We start from the raw sequence: 15,490 nt of genomic DNA, 5'->3' as shown, positions 1-15,490 counted from the left end.
AATAATAAATTTATAAACCAAACACTCTCTTAATTTTTAGAAAGAGGTGTCCAAATCATTTTGACAACGTACATGCAGCAGGTACATTCTTCAATCAACCTCTTTCGGTTATAGATGAAGGTCGAACGCAAATTTATACAACAGGCTCTAATACAAATGCTGTTGTTGCCCAAAATTATTTTTATACAAGTACTGGAGTTGTAAGTGATGCTTCCTTTGTGAGGTTAAAATCACTTTCGATAAACTACAATGTACCTCTTAAGAAAAATTATAAAGTAGCTTTATATGCGCAAGGTTTTAATCTGCTAACGCTTACGAACTACAAAGGAGGGGATCCCGAACAAATTGAAGATTTTTTACCTCCATTAAAACGTATCGCATTTGGAACAACTATCTCATTTTAAAAAATTGAAACCATGAAAAATAATAGAACAATATATGTGATGAATAGATTCATCCTATTGATTGCCATATTTACATTGGCTGCTTGTAATGATTGGATTGAAACTGATGATCCTAAAGGAGAAATAAAAATTGAAAAGGTTTACAACAACGAGCAAACTGCTAATGCAGCAGTTGCGAGTATTTACAAAGACATGAAAAATGATGGTTTGTTGTCGGGAAGTACAAATGGATCAAGCGTATTATTTAGTTTATATGCAGATGAACTTGATTTTTATGGTTCTACGAGCAATAACCTTTCAATGTTTTATACCCATCAATTATTGCCTTCTAATACACTTGTAACGTCTATATGGGCAAATAATTATAGAATTATTTATGAAACAAATTTAGCTATTGAGGCATTAAATAATTCAACGAATTTATCCCTTGAGTTAAAAAATAAATTGATAGCAGAAGTCTTGTTTATAAGAGCATTTACGCACTTTAATTTAATGAATGTATATGGTAAAATACCCTATATCACTACATCCAATTATCAAATCAATCGATATGTTTACCGTGACGAAATAAAGATTGTTTACGATAATATCGAAAAAGATTTGCTTCAAGCAAAAGGTTTATTGGTAAATAATGTAGCGTCTAATGCAAATAACAGGGCAACTATATATGCCTTATCAGCCCTATTAAGTAAGTTGTACTTATACCAAGAAAAATGGGATAAAGTAGTGAGTGAATCGCAAGAAATTGTTCAAAATCAGAACTTTTCATTTCAACAACCAATAGAAAATCAATATAAAAAGGAAAGCAAGTCTACAATATTTCAATTTTCATCAACCATAAATGGTGAAAATACGTTAGAAGGATCATATTTTATCATTAATACAGGACCTCCAACTCGGGTAGCTTTACGACAAGATTTTATAAACCAGTTTGATCCACAGGATAAAAGATTACAATTTTGGATAAAGAAAGTAAGCAATACAACAAATACACAATCTTGGTATATACCGTATAAATATAAAGAAAATGCAAATACAGGTTCAAGTAAAGAGTTTTCTATTGTATTTGGTTTGTCAGAAATAATCTTGATGAGAGCAGAAGCTTATTTACATACAAACGAATTGGCATTGGCAGTAAAAGAAATTAATATCATTCGAGAGAAAGCAGGATTAAATCCGTTTAATTCTTCTAATCCAAATGAAATTCAAAAAGAACTTATACTTCAAAGAAAACTAGAATTATTTACAGAACATGGAAATAGATGGTTTGATTTGAAACGTTGGAAAATAGCCGAGGAAACTCTAAAACCTATAAAATCAAATTGGAAACCAAGAGATTTAATTTTACCAATTCCAGAAAGCGAATTATTGATTAATCCTAATCTAAATCCTCAAAACGATGGCTATTAAATATGTCAATTCAATACTAGTTATGCTGCTTGTCTGTTTGGGATGCTTTGCAAACGCGCAAGAGAATCAAAAAACTTCGAATTGGACAAAACATACTTTATTTACAGACGTAAGTAGCGATGGAAAGTGGGTTGTTGTAAATGATATGCAAGATAAAAATAATGTTATACTTATACAGACAGAATCAGGTGTTAGAAAAGAATTGGGGTCAATCATTCTTTTGAACTTTTTGAAAAATAATGATATTCTATCTTTTGTTGATGATAAATCAAATTTGCATCTAATTGATTTAAAAACACTAAAAACAATCTTGCAAGTTGAGGTACTACATAAAAGATATTTTACAAATCATGGTCAAACGATAATTTCATACCTAAGAAAGGGCGAAAAAGAGAAAAAAGATTTACAGTTACTTAATTTGAAGAGTAACAAGTCATATACGATACACGATGTAGAAAACTACCAGTGGCATCCCGCCAAAGATGAGTTAGTTTTTCTAACATCAAATACGGATTCTAATACTAAAACATTAAAAAAATGGGAATCGGGTTCAGAAAATCAGCAGTCTCTTTTTATATGCTCTAAAAATGAAGTAAAGATATTAGGATGGCAAAGCGATCAAAAAAGTATACTTCTACTAGAAGACACGGTTGATGGAGGGATACTTTACACGATTAATACCCAAAATAAGGAGGTAAAATCTTTGGCTTGTAAAACATTATTTTCTGATGAGGAAGTTCGTAAAATAAATGGTTTTGATACTACCAGTGATCGTAACGGAATAGTCTTTTTTAATGTAGATATCGTAAAGAGTAAAAATGATAATTACAGTATTTGGGATACCCAAGATGCTTTAATCGCACCTAGAAAAGCTGTTGCAGAAAAATATGTTATGAATAAACAGAGCATAAGATGGGATACAAAAACGAATGAATTTTCTATCATTTCTTCAAATAAATTGAATGCTGTTATCATTAAACCTAATTTTAATTATGCATTAGCGTATGACTTTTTAGAAAATGAACCTTCTACAGAACAATATACAGTTGCCGATTTATACCTAAAAAATTATGAAAAAGGAGAAGAGAAATTAATTGTTCCTGCACATTATTTTTCTTACGACTATCTTTCATTTTCACCGAGTGGAAAATATATCATGTATTTTAAAGATAAAAACTGGTGGGGGTATGATACAGAAAATGATAAGCACATTAAAATTACCATACCATCAAATTATTCTTTATATAAAATAAACGATATGTATTATAAACATCCAACACCATATGGAGTAGAAGGGTGGTCTATAAATGAAAATGAAGTATTTGTGTATGATGAGTTTGATATTTGGATGTACAATATAAAAAATGGTACTGCTAAAAGATTAACAGCAAGTAATGGGGATATAAGTTATAGATTTAATAAAAAAGAACGAAAAAATACCTCTCACATTGATATCAATCAAAAGTTGATGTTAGATCTATCGACTAAAGATGAGCAAAATGGTTTTGCTTTTTTTGAAAAAGGTAAAATTATACCAATTGTCTTAGAATCCAATACGATTGAAAATGCCGTATGCATTAACAAACAAACTTGTTTTTTTAAGAAGTTTAGATATAACTTATCTCCTGTTATAGAGCGTGTAGATTTGGCTACGAAAAAAAGAAAGATAGTATATCAAAGTAATCCCGATTTGGCAAAGTTAGATTTAGGTAAAAGTGAAAGTATAGAATACAAGAACATAAAAGGAAACAAATCGAAAGGGATTTTACTTTACCCAACTAATTTTAATCCTACCAAACAATATCCTGTTATTTACTATATATACGAGAATATGACGTATAAAGTAAATCAGTTTGCAAGTCCAACAAAACATACAGAAGACGGTTTTAACATTCTTAATTATATATTGGATGGGTATTTTGTTTTTTTACCCAATTTAGATTATCAAATAGGAAATTTAGGTGAGTCAATTGTCGTGAATATAGAAAATAGTGTAGAAGAACTAGTAAGTCGATCTTATATTGATAAGAATAGATTAGGACTAATAGGGCATTCGTTTGGTGGTTATGAAGCGGCATTTATAGCAACACATTCCAATTTGTTTAAGGCAATTGTAGCGGGTTCTGGCGTGATGGATTTGGTTTCTTGGTCGCATGATGTACAATGGGAAGGTTGGTTTAGAGAGCAAGCATGGAGGTTAGAAAGTCAGCAGTTTCGAATGAAAGATAGTTATTATACGGATAAAAATAACTACATAAGAAACTCACCTTTCTATCAGGTGGAAAACATGAAAACACCTTTATTGTTGTGGGCTGGTAAATCTGATTATAATATAAATTGGTATCAAAGCATATATATGTATATGGCAATGAAAAAATTAAATAAAGAAGGTAAATTGATTTTATTTAATAACGATGGTCATTATTTAACTCGTAAAGAGAATCAAGAAATGTTATATAATTCAATCTTAAATTGGTTTAATACATATTTAAAATAAGAGAAAGGAGCTATTACGCTCCTTTCCTTTAAATTATGGTTGCCAATGCATCAAGTTTTGACTACATTGAGTACCATTTTTAAATTCAAATACTTCTTTAGAACCAATTGTACAACTTACAGTTCCTATGTTATTACAAGTGGCATCTACCTGTTCACATTCTTCTAAATCATTGTAAATATATGCAGTTGCATACTCTGTAGATTTGTTAGAAGATTTACCTTCAGTGGCAAATGCAAAAGCAACAGCCATCATTCCTACCCCAATAGGTAGAGCTTTTTTTAGAAAATTTGTTTTCATTTTGTATAATTTTAATGTGGTGACTTACTCTATTGTACAGGTTTTCAGTCTTCCCCTGAGCTGCGCAACGATTTATTTTTTCAATTGATAGCGATAAATTTCATTATCAATTACAGCAAAAACAGAGTTTTGGTATATTTTAAAATCCCTAAGTTGTTGTTTAGGTTTATGATAGAGGTAAAAACTGTGGAGATAATGGTTGTTTACAAGATCATATACATCTATGATGCTTGCACTTTGGTGTTCTTCTTCAAAATTTCCCAGCCGTTTGCTGTGGATGTAGAGATAATCACCATAGGTAGCTATCGTTTCATTCACTCGAATTGTTTTAGGACCTAATCGATAGTTTTGGTCTTTTTTATAAAAAGCAACATCAAGTTCTGGTTCATTTAAAGGATCGATGCTTTTCATAACATTTTTTTCATTCATCATAGAATCAAGGATGATAATTTCATTTTTATAATAATAGACATATATAAAGATCTGATATTGTTCATTCCAAATGAGTAATCCATCCAAATCAAATGCTCCATTTTGTTGGCTTTTTAGAGTTGTATCGTTTATTTTTAGTTGAAATCCATCAACTGTTTTATACAATAAAGCGAGTGCTGTTTGTTTAGTTTTTTGACTTGTTACAGAAAGACCAAAATGATCATCTTTTCCAGGAACATATTGATTATAATAAGCATTATCAATAGTTTCAGGAGAAGTCGTGTAATCATTTAATATTCCTTTTTCTATAATTCCTACTGTACCATCTCCTAAGTAGAAATAAGGGGAGTTAACGTATGTTATTATTCGTTTATAAGGGAGTAGCTCATTTTTTATTTTGATCCGATTATTAGTCACATTTTGTGTATTATAATCATAAGTTCTAAGAAATAAAGGTGCATTAGGATGAGCTAAATAAGCATAGCAACTATCAATACCTGTTAAATAATATCCTGTGGACTCTAGATTGAGTGTAGTTAGTTTTTCTGCAAAATGCGGAATGTATTTACGTGTAAAAGCATTATTATATTGAGATTTTTTTTCAGATAAACCGTATATAATGGTTACACTAACAATTCCTATTATTGTAAGAGTAGTTTGTTCAATTATATAGCCTTTACATGTTTGAGAGGATTTTGTTATCCTAATGGCAATTAGAGCTAATCCAACAAATACGAGATTAAAAATCAAATGTTCTGTCCACCCCATTTTTTCTAAAACTCCACCGCAAGAACATGGTGTAAATGCTGTGAAATGTAGAATAATGACAATATAAGTAGTGAACATAACCATCAATAAAAGTGAAATTAGTAAAGCAATTGTTCGGAATCGATCAAACATCAAAAGAACCGCTGTTACCAGTTCTATTGTTATAACTCCATACGAAATAGGAATCGCATAACTGGCTAATAAGGGCGATTGTCCCAACTGTGTTTGAAAGGTTTCAAAATCGATAAGCTTACTGACTGCTGCGTAAATAAACAAAATAATAAATAGGTAGCAGATGAATGTTTGTATAAACGGTGCAATTTTTCTCATCTTTTAGAAGTTTTAATTCATAAAAAATAGCTTTTTAACATCTAACATCTAACATCTAATATCAGTTTTCATCTTCATCAATAGTTCTCGTATAGGGATCTTTATCACGAGGTGGGTCGTTTTTAAAAGGAATGCTATCCTTAATACTATCTTTAGAAGAAGTAATAGTAATACGTTCTGAACGAATCGGGGTTTCAATAAGAATATTTTCATCTTCTATACAGCTATTGAATACAAAACACCCAAGTACGATTAAATAAATAGATTTCATAGTTTATTATTTTAAAGTTTGTATCGAAATTAGGTTTAGCGTAATAAATAGGAGGTATGTCAATGCGTCAAAAACATAAAATGCATGTCTAATTTATAAATTCATACACTTCAAGTTTTTAAGAAAACCGAAAAAATGTCAACCTGAATTCATTTCAGTTTCTAATATCGTCAGTCTGAGTGACGTTTGCAAAACGTTGTATCGAAGACTTAGACGATGATAACGAATTATAAAAACTCCGACGATTTAGAATCGAAATGACAACGAATTTGAATTAATAAAAGGGATATAGAAAATGTCATAAGTTTTGGAGGCGAGTGTCAAAAAGTTGAGAGGCATGATTAAAATGTTTTACTGTTTGCGTAGCAAATGATCTAAAACATTCAATGGCTGAACTAATTTTGACCGTCGAAAATCAAAGACTTGATGTTTTGTAATCACATACTCTATTAGCACAGACTTTGCATTAAGGTAAAAGTTAGAAGAAAAAGAAATAGAAAGATTCTGCACTTCGAGCGCCTCAGTGCCCGTTGTTAAAAGTGAATTTGAATATTGAAAAAGGCTTATAAAACCCCGACGATTTAGAATTAAAATGTAATTCAACTCGAAATTATTGAAATAAAAAAGTTGGAGTGTTTGAGCGAAGCGAGTTGCCAACTTTATGGAAATAATTTAGCAAGTTGAATCATTGAGAATCTACTGTCGGCATCTTTTTTTGTTTCGTTTTTTTAGATGAGTTTCCCCGAAGGGCATATGAATACCGACAATAAAAATAGATAAGTAATGAATAAAAAAATGAAAGTAAGAAATAAGTATTACCTGAGCCACACCGTGGCTCCTCCTTTTAATTTCAAATGTTTTTGTGTCAAAACTTCCCCGAAGGGCATATGAATTCAATATTCATAAAATAATATAGTTCATGAATAAAAAATGAAAAAAGAAGAGATTCTTCGACAACCCCAGAATCACAAAATCCATCACGAAAGAGAACGAAGAAATTAATAAGAAAAAACAAACAAACCTTACTTCAAAATTTTAATTTTGCTTACCACATTACCACATTACCACATTACCACATTACCACATTACCACATTACCACATACTCCCAACATCAAGGCAAGATGAAGGCAAGATGAAGGCAAGATGAAGGCAACATGAAGGCAACATAGTGGCAGTAGAGTGGCAATAAAGTTGAGGTAATAAAAAAAGAGAAGTAAAACTTCTCTTTTTTATTCATCATTTAAGTTTCTTTGAAGTAATCGATTAGACTTATATACTCAAAGACACTCAAAACTAAAGAAATTCATAGAACAATAAAGATTACAACAGGTATATTTTATAAAAAGAATGTATAATTTATAAATTATACACTTTTAAACGATTAAGTACTTAATAAACGATTTAATATTTATAATAAAGTATTTTAGTAGTAATCAATAAATCTATACCATGAAAAGAGTTGTAATTTGCACATGCATACTCTTACTACTTCCGCTTATAATAATGGCTAATCAAGTTGATTCCTTAGCCTCAAAAGATAATGCCTATTTAATCGAAAGATTGGATGCATTAATAGATGAAAAGCATCATCCAAATGCGATGTTCTATGTGCAAGCTTATATAAGAAATGCTAAAAAAGAAAAGGATAAGCTAAATTTATTTTATGCTTATAAAGAAGGAATCTTTTTTTCGAGTCATTTAAACACGCAATTAGAATATGCAGATAGTGCAATAATTACTGCACGAAAATTAAAAAACAAAGAATTAGTTGCATCAGCTTTATTATCGAAAGGCTTAGCCTATTACAAAGCAAAATATTATAGAGACGCGTTGCAAAATTACTTAAATGCTGATCAGGAGTTAAAATATTCAAAAGACCAATATTTATTACATAAAGTAACATTTAACATGGCTATGATAAAAATAAAATTACATCAATATAACCAAGCAGAAGAATTGTTACTTAAATGTAAAACCTTTTTTAAAACAAAACCAGAGAACAAAGATTACCAAGCCTATTTATTAAATACAATATATCAATTAGCATGTCTCCATCAAGAAGTTGGTAACAAAGCAAAAGCGAAAGAATTCAATCAACTTGGATTAAATAAGAGCAAACTTGAAAATAACGAATTTTTCTACAGATACTTTACGATAAATAAAGCAATTGATGAGTTTTTAAATGATCAATTTGAGACTGCTATTCATATATTATCGACTAAAGAAGATATTTTAATAAAAACGAATGATTTTAATACACTAACCAAAATCTATTACTACAAAGCAAAGGGATTTGATAAATTGAATAATCAACAACATAAAATATTATATTTTAACAAAATAGATAGTATTTTCAATGAATTCAACTTCTTAGATATTAAATACAGACCGATATACGAAAACATTTTAGATGAGGCATTAGCAGCTTCTGATACGAGTAGGCAGCTATATATAGTCAATCAATTACTAAAAATGGATGAGTTAAATTATAAGTTAGATGCAGAAATGATACAAGTGGTGTACAAAGAATACGACACAGTGCAATTACTTAAATTAAAGGAAAAAATATTGAATAAGTCTCAAAAATTATATTACGTATTAGCTACGTCTTTTACTGGAATTATAGTATTGATCGTAGGAATTGTAAAAACGAGAAATAAAAATAAATATTTAATCGAAAAATACAATCTGTTTATTGAAGAATCTGCTCAATCAAGTTACAAAGAACGGAAACCATCGATTAAAAATGAAGATGAATTGAACAAAGAGGCATTTGAAAGTTTATTGTTAAAATTTGAAGAATTTGAACAAAATAAAGAATTTTTAAACCCTAATATAACAGTGGTAAGTTTAGCAAAATCTTTTTCAACGAATACCACTTATTTATCAAAATATGTCAATCAGTACAAAGGAATTAATTTTTCATCGTACATCAATCGGTTGAGAATAAAATTTATTACTGATTTATTGCAAGAACAGCCACAATACCTTAATTATAGTGTAGGGGCATTAGGAGAAATAGTAGGTTATATGAATCCAAGACAATTTTCAAATGTATTTTACAGTGAAACAGGTTTACGACCTTTAGATTTTATAAAAATTCAAAAACAAAAAAATAACGAGAGTATATAATGGCTTATTAATGTAATTTATTGACATACAGGTGCTAAAAAAGACTTGGCTATTGCTTTAAACATATTGCTGTTGCAACTTTACAAAACCATTGCGCAATGGAGATCAATGTTTAATTTAAAATTTAAAAAAATGGCAAAGCAAAAAGGCTTTTTAAAACTTAGAGGTTCAATCGGAGATTTAAACTTCTACAAATCAAAAGATGGTTATATGGTGAGAGAAAAAAGTTCTATAGACCGTAATACCATAATGAGTGATCCGCGTTTTCAGCGTACCAGAGAAAATATGCAAGAATTTAAGAATGCAGGTACTGCTGGAAAAACATTACGAAACGCATTCAATGCGATCATAAAAAATGCAAAAGACAGCAGATTATCCAGTCGTCTCACAAAAGTAATGCATGGTATCCTAAAAGAAGATACTACGAATGCTCGTGGACAAAGAAATGTACACAAAGGAAATCAATTATTGATGAAAGGATTTGATTTTAATGCAGGGGCATCATGGTTAAAAACAGTCTTAATTCCGGTACAAGTAGAAATAGAGCGTATTTCTGGTGAAACAAAATTTACATTAGAAGCATACAAACCCTTAGATGTGATAATAGCACCACAAGGAGCAACCAATTACCGTTTTGTAGCAGCTTCTACAGAAATTGATTTTGAGAAAAACGAATACATTACAAAAACATCGTATACAAACTATTACCCATACGATGAAGTAGAGGTGAACGATGTAGAATTGTTAAACAATCTTTCTCCAAATTCAGAGCATACAATCGCTTTAGCAATTGGAATCGAATTCTATCAAGAGGTGAATACCGTTTTGTATCCATTGAAAAATGGAAGTTTTAATGCGGCACATTTAATCGAAATCAATTTACCATGACGACAATTGTAGTAAAACGAACGTATTATCCAAATGGTACAAATGGTAGCTTATTCCTCAACGATAAGTTTATTTGTTATACTATCGAGTTACCATGGAAAGAGAACGAACCACGCAATTCATGTATTCCAGAAGGATATTATGCAATCCAAAAGAGAAGCTCACCAAAATTTGGTCAACATTTTCTGATTGCAAATGTACCCAATCGTTCATTGATCTTAATTCATCCTGCCAATTATGCAAAAACAGAATTGAAGGGATGTATTGCTCCTGTAACAAAATTAACAGGTGAAGGGAGAGGAGAGTTATCAAGAAAAGCATTTACAAAACTTAAAGCTTTAGTAAATGATAAACTTGATCGTAATCAAAAAGTAAATGTAAAGATTAAAAATAAAGAATATGACAATTCTTAATCGTTTTACAGCACCTACACCTAAATTGTTCCAACGAATACGAAATGTTGGATTAACCTTAGCTGCAATTGGAGGTGTATTAATAGCTGCACCTATTGCATTACCAACAACAATTATAACGATAGGTGGTTACCTAACAGTTGCTGGTGGTGTTTTATCAGCAGTGAGTCAATTAACAGTAAACGACAAAAACTATAGTAATGATGATGAATAATAGTAATACATCGCTAATTGTTGGGACAATAGGAGGAACTGTGACAAGTTTGGTAGCGACCATTCAATGGGAACAACTTGTTTATACGATTTGTATGGGAATAGTTGGTGCAATTTGCAGTTATGGAACATCATATTTATTGCATAAGAAAAACAACCCCTTCGACGAAGATTAAGTGTATGATTAGAAATAAGATTTGGAAATCTTAATTTATTAATGTAAATTTTAACAACATTCATTTAAGTTTCATTGAGGTAATACTAATTATTACAGAAATGAAAAATAACGAATTACAAAGAATGGTGATTTATCCAAAAGATGTATCAATTATTACGGGAAAGGGGTATAGGCAAAGTCTACGCTTACTCAATAGAGCCAAGCAGTTAATCGGAAAAGAAAAAAGTGACTTCCTTACATTTGACGAATTTTTGATTGCTTTTAAGATGAAATCGTAAAACCAAAAAATGAAAAAGGTTCTCAATTAAAAATTGAAAACCTTTTTCTATATTATATAATTTCTAATAAGTATTATTTCCCGATACAGAAAGTAACAAACTCTCTATTTAAAAGGGGTGCAAATGATTGTGGTGTACTATTGGTGTACAAAAAGTATTAATATTTTAACGAAATATTAGTAATATCCGATAAAAGAATCAACCTTATTTATTACAATTTAATATTACTGATTAAATAATTCTTGATTTGTTTTGCTCTTTAATGATATAAATAATTTGTTTTTGAATCCAAACAGGTGTGTATTTTAATTAATTTTTAAATAACCTATTCGTCTACGTTTAAATACTGAATTTAATATTTGTATGAAGAAAAATAAATTAAAATAAAAATTTAAAATCAAGTCCCTTATTTGGTTTAATTACTTTTTCAAATTTTTCAATTTCTTCATTCAGTTGAGAAGAGTATTCTTTTTTCATAAAATCTCTGAAAATAGATATGTCATCTTTTTCTCTAGTTTCAATTAAAGCCTCGATATAATCTACTTTAGATTCTGAATTAACGATTGCTAGAGGGAGGTTGTAATATTGTTGAATGTAATTCATTAATAATCTCGAGCTTCTTCCATTTCCATCATAAAAAGGATGAATTGACACCATATTAAAATGAGCGTCAAAAGATAAATTTAATTGATCTTCTATGGTTTGAATTGTACTCATTTTATTTTGAATATTAATGACCAAATCATTCATCAACCTTTCCACTTTATCATAATTAGGAAAATAAGTATTTCCAGCCATTACATTTCCTTTTCTAAATTCTCCTTTAGTAGCATCAACAGTTCCAAGCATGGTCTCATAGACTGATCCTGTATTTTTTAAAACAAATGCTCCAATATTTTTAATTAATTCTATAGAAATAGGTGTTTTATTATTAGCTTCTTCAAGTATGTAAATTAAAGCCTTATAATGATCCGTAACCATTAAAGAATGTTCTAAAGGTTTTCCTTTAGGAGTTAAACCATCATTAATTAAAACTGAAGCTTCTATTTCAGATAAAGTTGATCCCTCTAAAACAGTTGAATGATAAACCACAGAAATTAGATTAGATTTATCATGATCGATTATTTTATCTATTCCAAGTTCTTTATATTTTTTAATTAAGGATTCCATAGTTTTAATTTTTATATATCAGGAACATATTTTTAATTGAGTTTATCTTGACTTTTTATAAAAAAATAAAAAAATTGTGGAATACGTATTCTAAAAACAATCCCTCATTCTAGAGGATGAAGCGCTAAGCAAAGATATAATAGAATTGTGCGATGTCAAAAGAATTTTTATCAGAACTTAAGATAAATACCTTGAGCTAAACGTTTTCCGTTTTTTCTAGCTCTAAGCACAATAATACTTTACGAACATTATTAGAAGAACCATAATCATTAAAGTCATCCAAAAAAAAATATTTCGCCAAAAGGAGATTTTGAAATTTTTGTTTCTATTTGATTTTTAGATGATTTCATTTTGTTTTTGGTTAATTTTATGTCACAAATTTTCACTAAATTTGTGACAAAATTTAATTTAAAAAATGTAATTACAATAATTCTATATCTTGTAATTTTCTACCAAACTCATCATCTGCTGCTAATTGAAAGAAATCATCTTATAAACCTAACACTCTTAAAACATTAAAATAAGCTCCCATTGCTACACTAGGTTTTCCTCAATTCCCATCATCATTTCATAATGACCTATATTATTTGTGTGTATAAAAATATCTTTAAAAACCTTTAAATAAGCTTCAATAGATTGATCTGGTAATTCAATGAATAAATCATCAGGTAATGTATGAGAACCTTCATTAATCCAACTAAGTAATGATCTGAAAATTTCTTTTTCTTGGGGATTTTCAAATTTTGAAAGTAAAGTGTCATCTCTTTTATTCCCAAGAATGCTAAAATAATTTTCTATAACTCTTCTCATAGCATTTTGAACAGTTATTCCAGAATTGTTATTATATTCTTTTATTTCATTCCATAATAATTCATACGAAGATGAAATAGGATTCTTATCATTGTATGGAAAAATGTTAGCTACAGAATTAATTTTTCTTATGATATAATAGTTGTTTTTTTCGCCTTTTCCTCTATTTATCCCTTCAAATGAAGCTTCTTTGTGAAAATAAATATTATGTGTTAAAAGAATTACTTGTTTAATATTTCCTTTATTATCACGAATATCTTTCAAAATTTCTTTAATTAAGGTACTAACTATGAATAGAATATTACTATCTAAACTTGAAATAGGGTCATCTATAACTAAAATTCTTTCTTCGTTTACTGTTTCTTCTGAAAAACCTCCTTTTGTTAATTGTAAATAATAAAGAAAAGTGATAAAAGTAACTTCGCCTTCACTAAGCGTATGTTCTGCAACCTCTCCGTTTTCCCTTTGAATTTGATAAAAGCCTTCTTCTGAAGCAGGAACAATTTCAAAATTGAGAAATCCATATGATTTTAATAAACGGTTTATTTCGTCTATTGTTGGTTGAATACTTGTTACGTTTTTACTTAAATTTTTTATTTCAATATCAAGCTCTCTATATGCTTTTAGTTTAGCATCTAATTGTAATTGCAATGCTTGAATACCTGTTTCTAAACCACTTTTTTGAGAATTAAATGTCGTTATATCGGCTTTATATTCTTCAATAATAAATTTCCATATTGAACTAACAAGATTCTTTTTTTCTGTATTGAAATTAGCAACTATATCATTATGCTTTTCGATTTCAGTATTTGTAAAAGTCATTAAATCTGAAATTAAATCCAACTGCTCTTTTAATGATACTAATTCAATGGTTCTGCTCGGTTCTTTGGTTTTGTTACTCAATAACTCATTATTTGCCGTATTCTGACTAATCAAAGTTTTAAGATAAGCAGAAAATTTATCCACATCTAATTTAGTGCCTTTGAAACTTTTTTGATTTGTTTCTATGATATTTAACTCATTAACAAGATTTTGAATTAAAGAATCATATTCTTGTTTTAATTTTTTCAAAGACTCTATATCGTTCATATAAGTTTCATCAAAAAAACTTTCTAATTGACTTCTGAAATCTTCTGTTATAGTTTGTTGCTGACAAAAAGGACAAGTTTCATCATCTTGCTGTATGTAAGTTCTACCTTGATTTACCCAATCGTTAATATTCAGTTTTTGAATTAGTTTTGCAATATCGACATCAGATTTACCTACAATGATTTTCTTCCAAATAGAATCATTTTCTATTTCTAAAATTCTATCGTATGTGATTGTATTTAATAATGCTATATTTTGTGGGACTTCTCCAAAAATAGTTTTTGCTTTTTCTTTTAATTGTTCTAAAGTAAATAGAGTTGCTGAATTACTTGAAAGCTCTTGCAAGAGTTTATCTTTAAACCTTTCTTTTGTCAAGGCTCCCACAAATGCTTCTTTAAATTCGATTTCATATTTTTTATAAATTTTAGTCCAGCAATTTTCTTTAAATTCATTTTCTAAATCAAGTTTTTTATCATTTAGAGTTTTTAATGTTTCTCGTTTCTTTGTTCCGTCATCTTTTATGGTCTTTAGTTTTTCATTATTTTTTTCAATAACTTCAATCTCATCTTTTGTAGCCTGACCAAGAGTAAAAACACCATTTAATTTTCCATTACCAAAATTCCGTTCTCTAAATTTTTTGTTATATACTAAAATTTTAAGACGAGTATCGTTTTCCCATACTTTCGTGCAATCAATAAACTTTTCATTATCAGGTTCCAAAAGAAAATTTGACAAAGTGGTTTTTCCACAACCATTTGCACCATAGATAAAATTTATCTTTTTTAGATTATCTATAACAACACCATTTGAAGAATCATAAGTTGCTATATTTTTTAAAGTAATTGTTTTTATCATAATTATTAGTTTTTATTCTCCTCCAAACTTTGCCAACAACAAGCTTTGGAG

14 protein-coding genes are annotated in these 15,490 nt (G+C 29.2%); 9 read left to right on the top strand and 5 right to left on the bottom strand.

The window, feature by feature from the left end:
• The first annotated feature begins 218 nt into the window (after positions 1-218).
• From IF125_RS11115 to IF125_RS11105, 3 genes are read left to right on the top strand one after another with little or no spacing between them, the layout of a single operon-like run.
• The gene (locus IF125_RS11115; protein WP_225542531.1) at positions 219-404 is read left to right on the top strand and encodes a hypothetical protein; all 186 of its coding nucleotides are present in this window, start codon (positions 219-221) and stop codon (positions 402-404) included.
• Positions 405-416: 12 nt separating this feature from the next.
• Complete coding sequence (locus tag IF125_RS11110) at positions 417-1,814, top strand: RagB/SusD family nutrient uptake outer membrane protein (protein ID WP_225542530.1); 1,398 nt, start codon at positions 417-419, stop codon at positions 1,812-1,814.
• A gap of 22 nt (positions 1,815-1,836) precedes the next feature.
• Positions 1,837-4,311 carry a S9 family peptidase gene (locus IF125_RS11105; RefSeq protein ID WP_225542529.1) on the top strand — a complete coding sequence of 825 codons (2,475 nt, stop codon included), beginning with the start codon at positions 1,837-1,839 and terminating at the stop codon, positions 4,309-4,311.
• A 33-nt stretch (positions 4,312-4,344) separates the two neighbouring features.
• On the opposite strand, the gene IF125_RS11100 is transcribed toward IF125_RS11105, so the two are convergent.
• The 3 genes from IF125_RS11100 to IF125_RS11090 form a co-directional block, all read right to left on the bottom strand.
• Positions 4,345-4,611, bottom strand: coding sequence for a DUF6520 family protein (locus IF125_RS11100; protein ID WP_225542528.1), 267 nt, complete (start codon positions 4,609-4,611; stop codon positions 4,345-4,347).
• A gap of 72 nt (positions 4,612-4,683) precedes the next feature.
• Positions 4,684-6,141 (bottom strand): DoxX family protein, encoded by a 1,458-nt coding sequence (locus IF125_RS11095; protein ID WP_225542527.1) that lies wholly within the window; start codon positions 6,139-6,141, stop codon positions 4,684-4,686.
• A 61-nt stretch (positions 6,142-6,202) separates the two neighbouring features.
• Entirely contained in the window at positions 6,203-6,412 is a 210-nt protein-coding gene (locus IF125_RS11090) for a hypothetical protein (RefSeq protein ID WP_225542526.1), read from the bottom strand.
• Between the two features lie 1,504 nt (positions 6,413-7,916).
• Between IF125_RS11090 and IF125_RS11085 the strand changes: the two genes are divergently transcribed.
• From IF125_RS11085 to IF125_RS11060, 6 genes are all read left to right on the top strand, one after another.
• A complete protein-coding gene (locus IF125_RS11085) occupies positions 7,917-9,545 on the top strand; it encodes a helix-turn-helix domain-containing protein (RefSeq protein ID WP_225542525.1) in 1,629 nt (542 codons plus the stop codon).
• 132 nt (positions 9,546-9,677) lie between these two features.
• Positions 9,678-10,433 (top strand): hypothetical protein, encoded by a 756-nt coding sequence (locus IF125_RS11080; protein ID WP_225542524.1) that lies wholly within the window; start codon positions 9,678-9,680, stop codon positions 10,431-10,433.
• Positions 10,430-10,846, top strand: a complete 417-nt coding sequence (locus tag IF125_RS11075) for a DUF5675 family protein (protein ID WP_225542523.1) — start codon at positions 10,430-10,432, stop codon at positions 10,844-10,846. The genes IF125_RS11080 and IF125_RS11075 overlap by 4 nt, the downstream gene beginning before the upstream one ends.
• Complete coding sequence (locus IF125_RS11070; RefSeq protein ID WP_225542522.1) at positions 10,833-11,060, top strand: hypothetical protein; 228 nt, start codon at positions 10,833-10,835, stop codon at positions 11,058-11,060. The genes IF125_RS11075 and IF125_RS11070 overlap by 14 nt, the downstream gene beginning before the upstream one ends.
• Positions 11,047-11,235, top strand: a complete 189-nt coding sequence (locus IF125_RS11065; protein WP_225539211.1) for a hypothetical protein — start codon at positions 11,047-11,049, stop codon at positions 11,233-11,235. The genes IF125_RS11070 and IF125_RS11065 overlap by 14 nt, the downstream gene beginning before the upstream one ends.
• 100 nt (positions 11,236-11,335) lie before the next feature.
• Positions 11,336-11,515: a hypothetical protein gene (locus tag IF125_RS11060; protein WP_225539210.1), complete on the top strand. Its 180-nt coding sequence runs from the start codon at positions 11,336-11,338 to the stop codon at positions 11,513-11,515.
• 378 nt (positions 11,516-11,893) lie between these two features.
• Here the strand turns inward: IF125_RS11060 and IF125_RS11055 are convergent, their stop codons facing one another.
• Entirely contained in the window at positions 11,894-12,685 is a 792-nt protein-coding gene (locus IF125_RS11055; protein ID WP_225542521.1) for a Fic family protein, read from the bottom strand.
• Positions 12,686-13,219: 534 nt separating this feature from the next.
• On the bottom strand, positions 13,220-15,439 hold the full coding sequence (locus IF125_RS11050) for an AAA family ATPase (protein ID WP_225542520.1): 2,220 nt from the start codon (positions 15,437-15,439) through the stop codon (positions 13,220-13,222).
• Between the last annotated feature and the right edge of the window lie 51 nt (positions 15,440-15,490).

This window comes from Empedobacter stercoris (assembly GCF_020281205.1).
GTDB classification, from domain to species: Bacteria; Bacteroidota; Bacteroidia; order Flavobacteriales; family Weeksellaceae; genus Empedobacter; species Empedobacter stercoris.
Note: the sequence above shows the minus strand (reverse complement) of the source record. Positions and strands in the feature narration are given on the sequence as shown.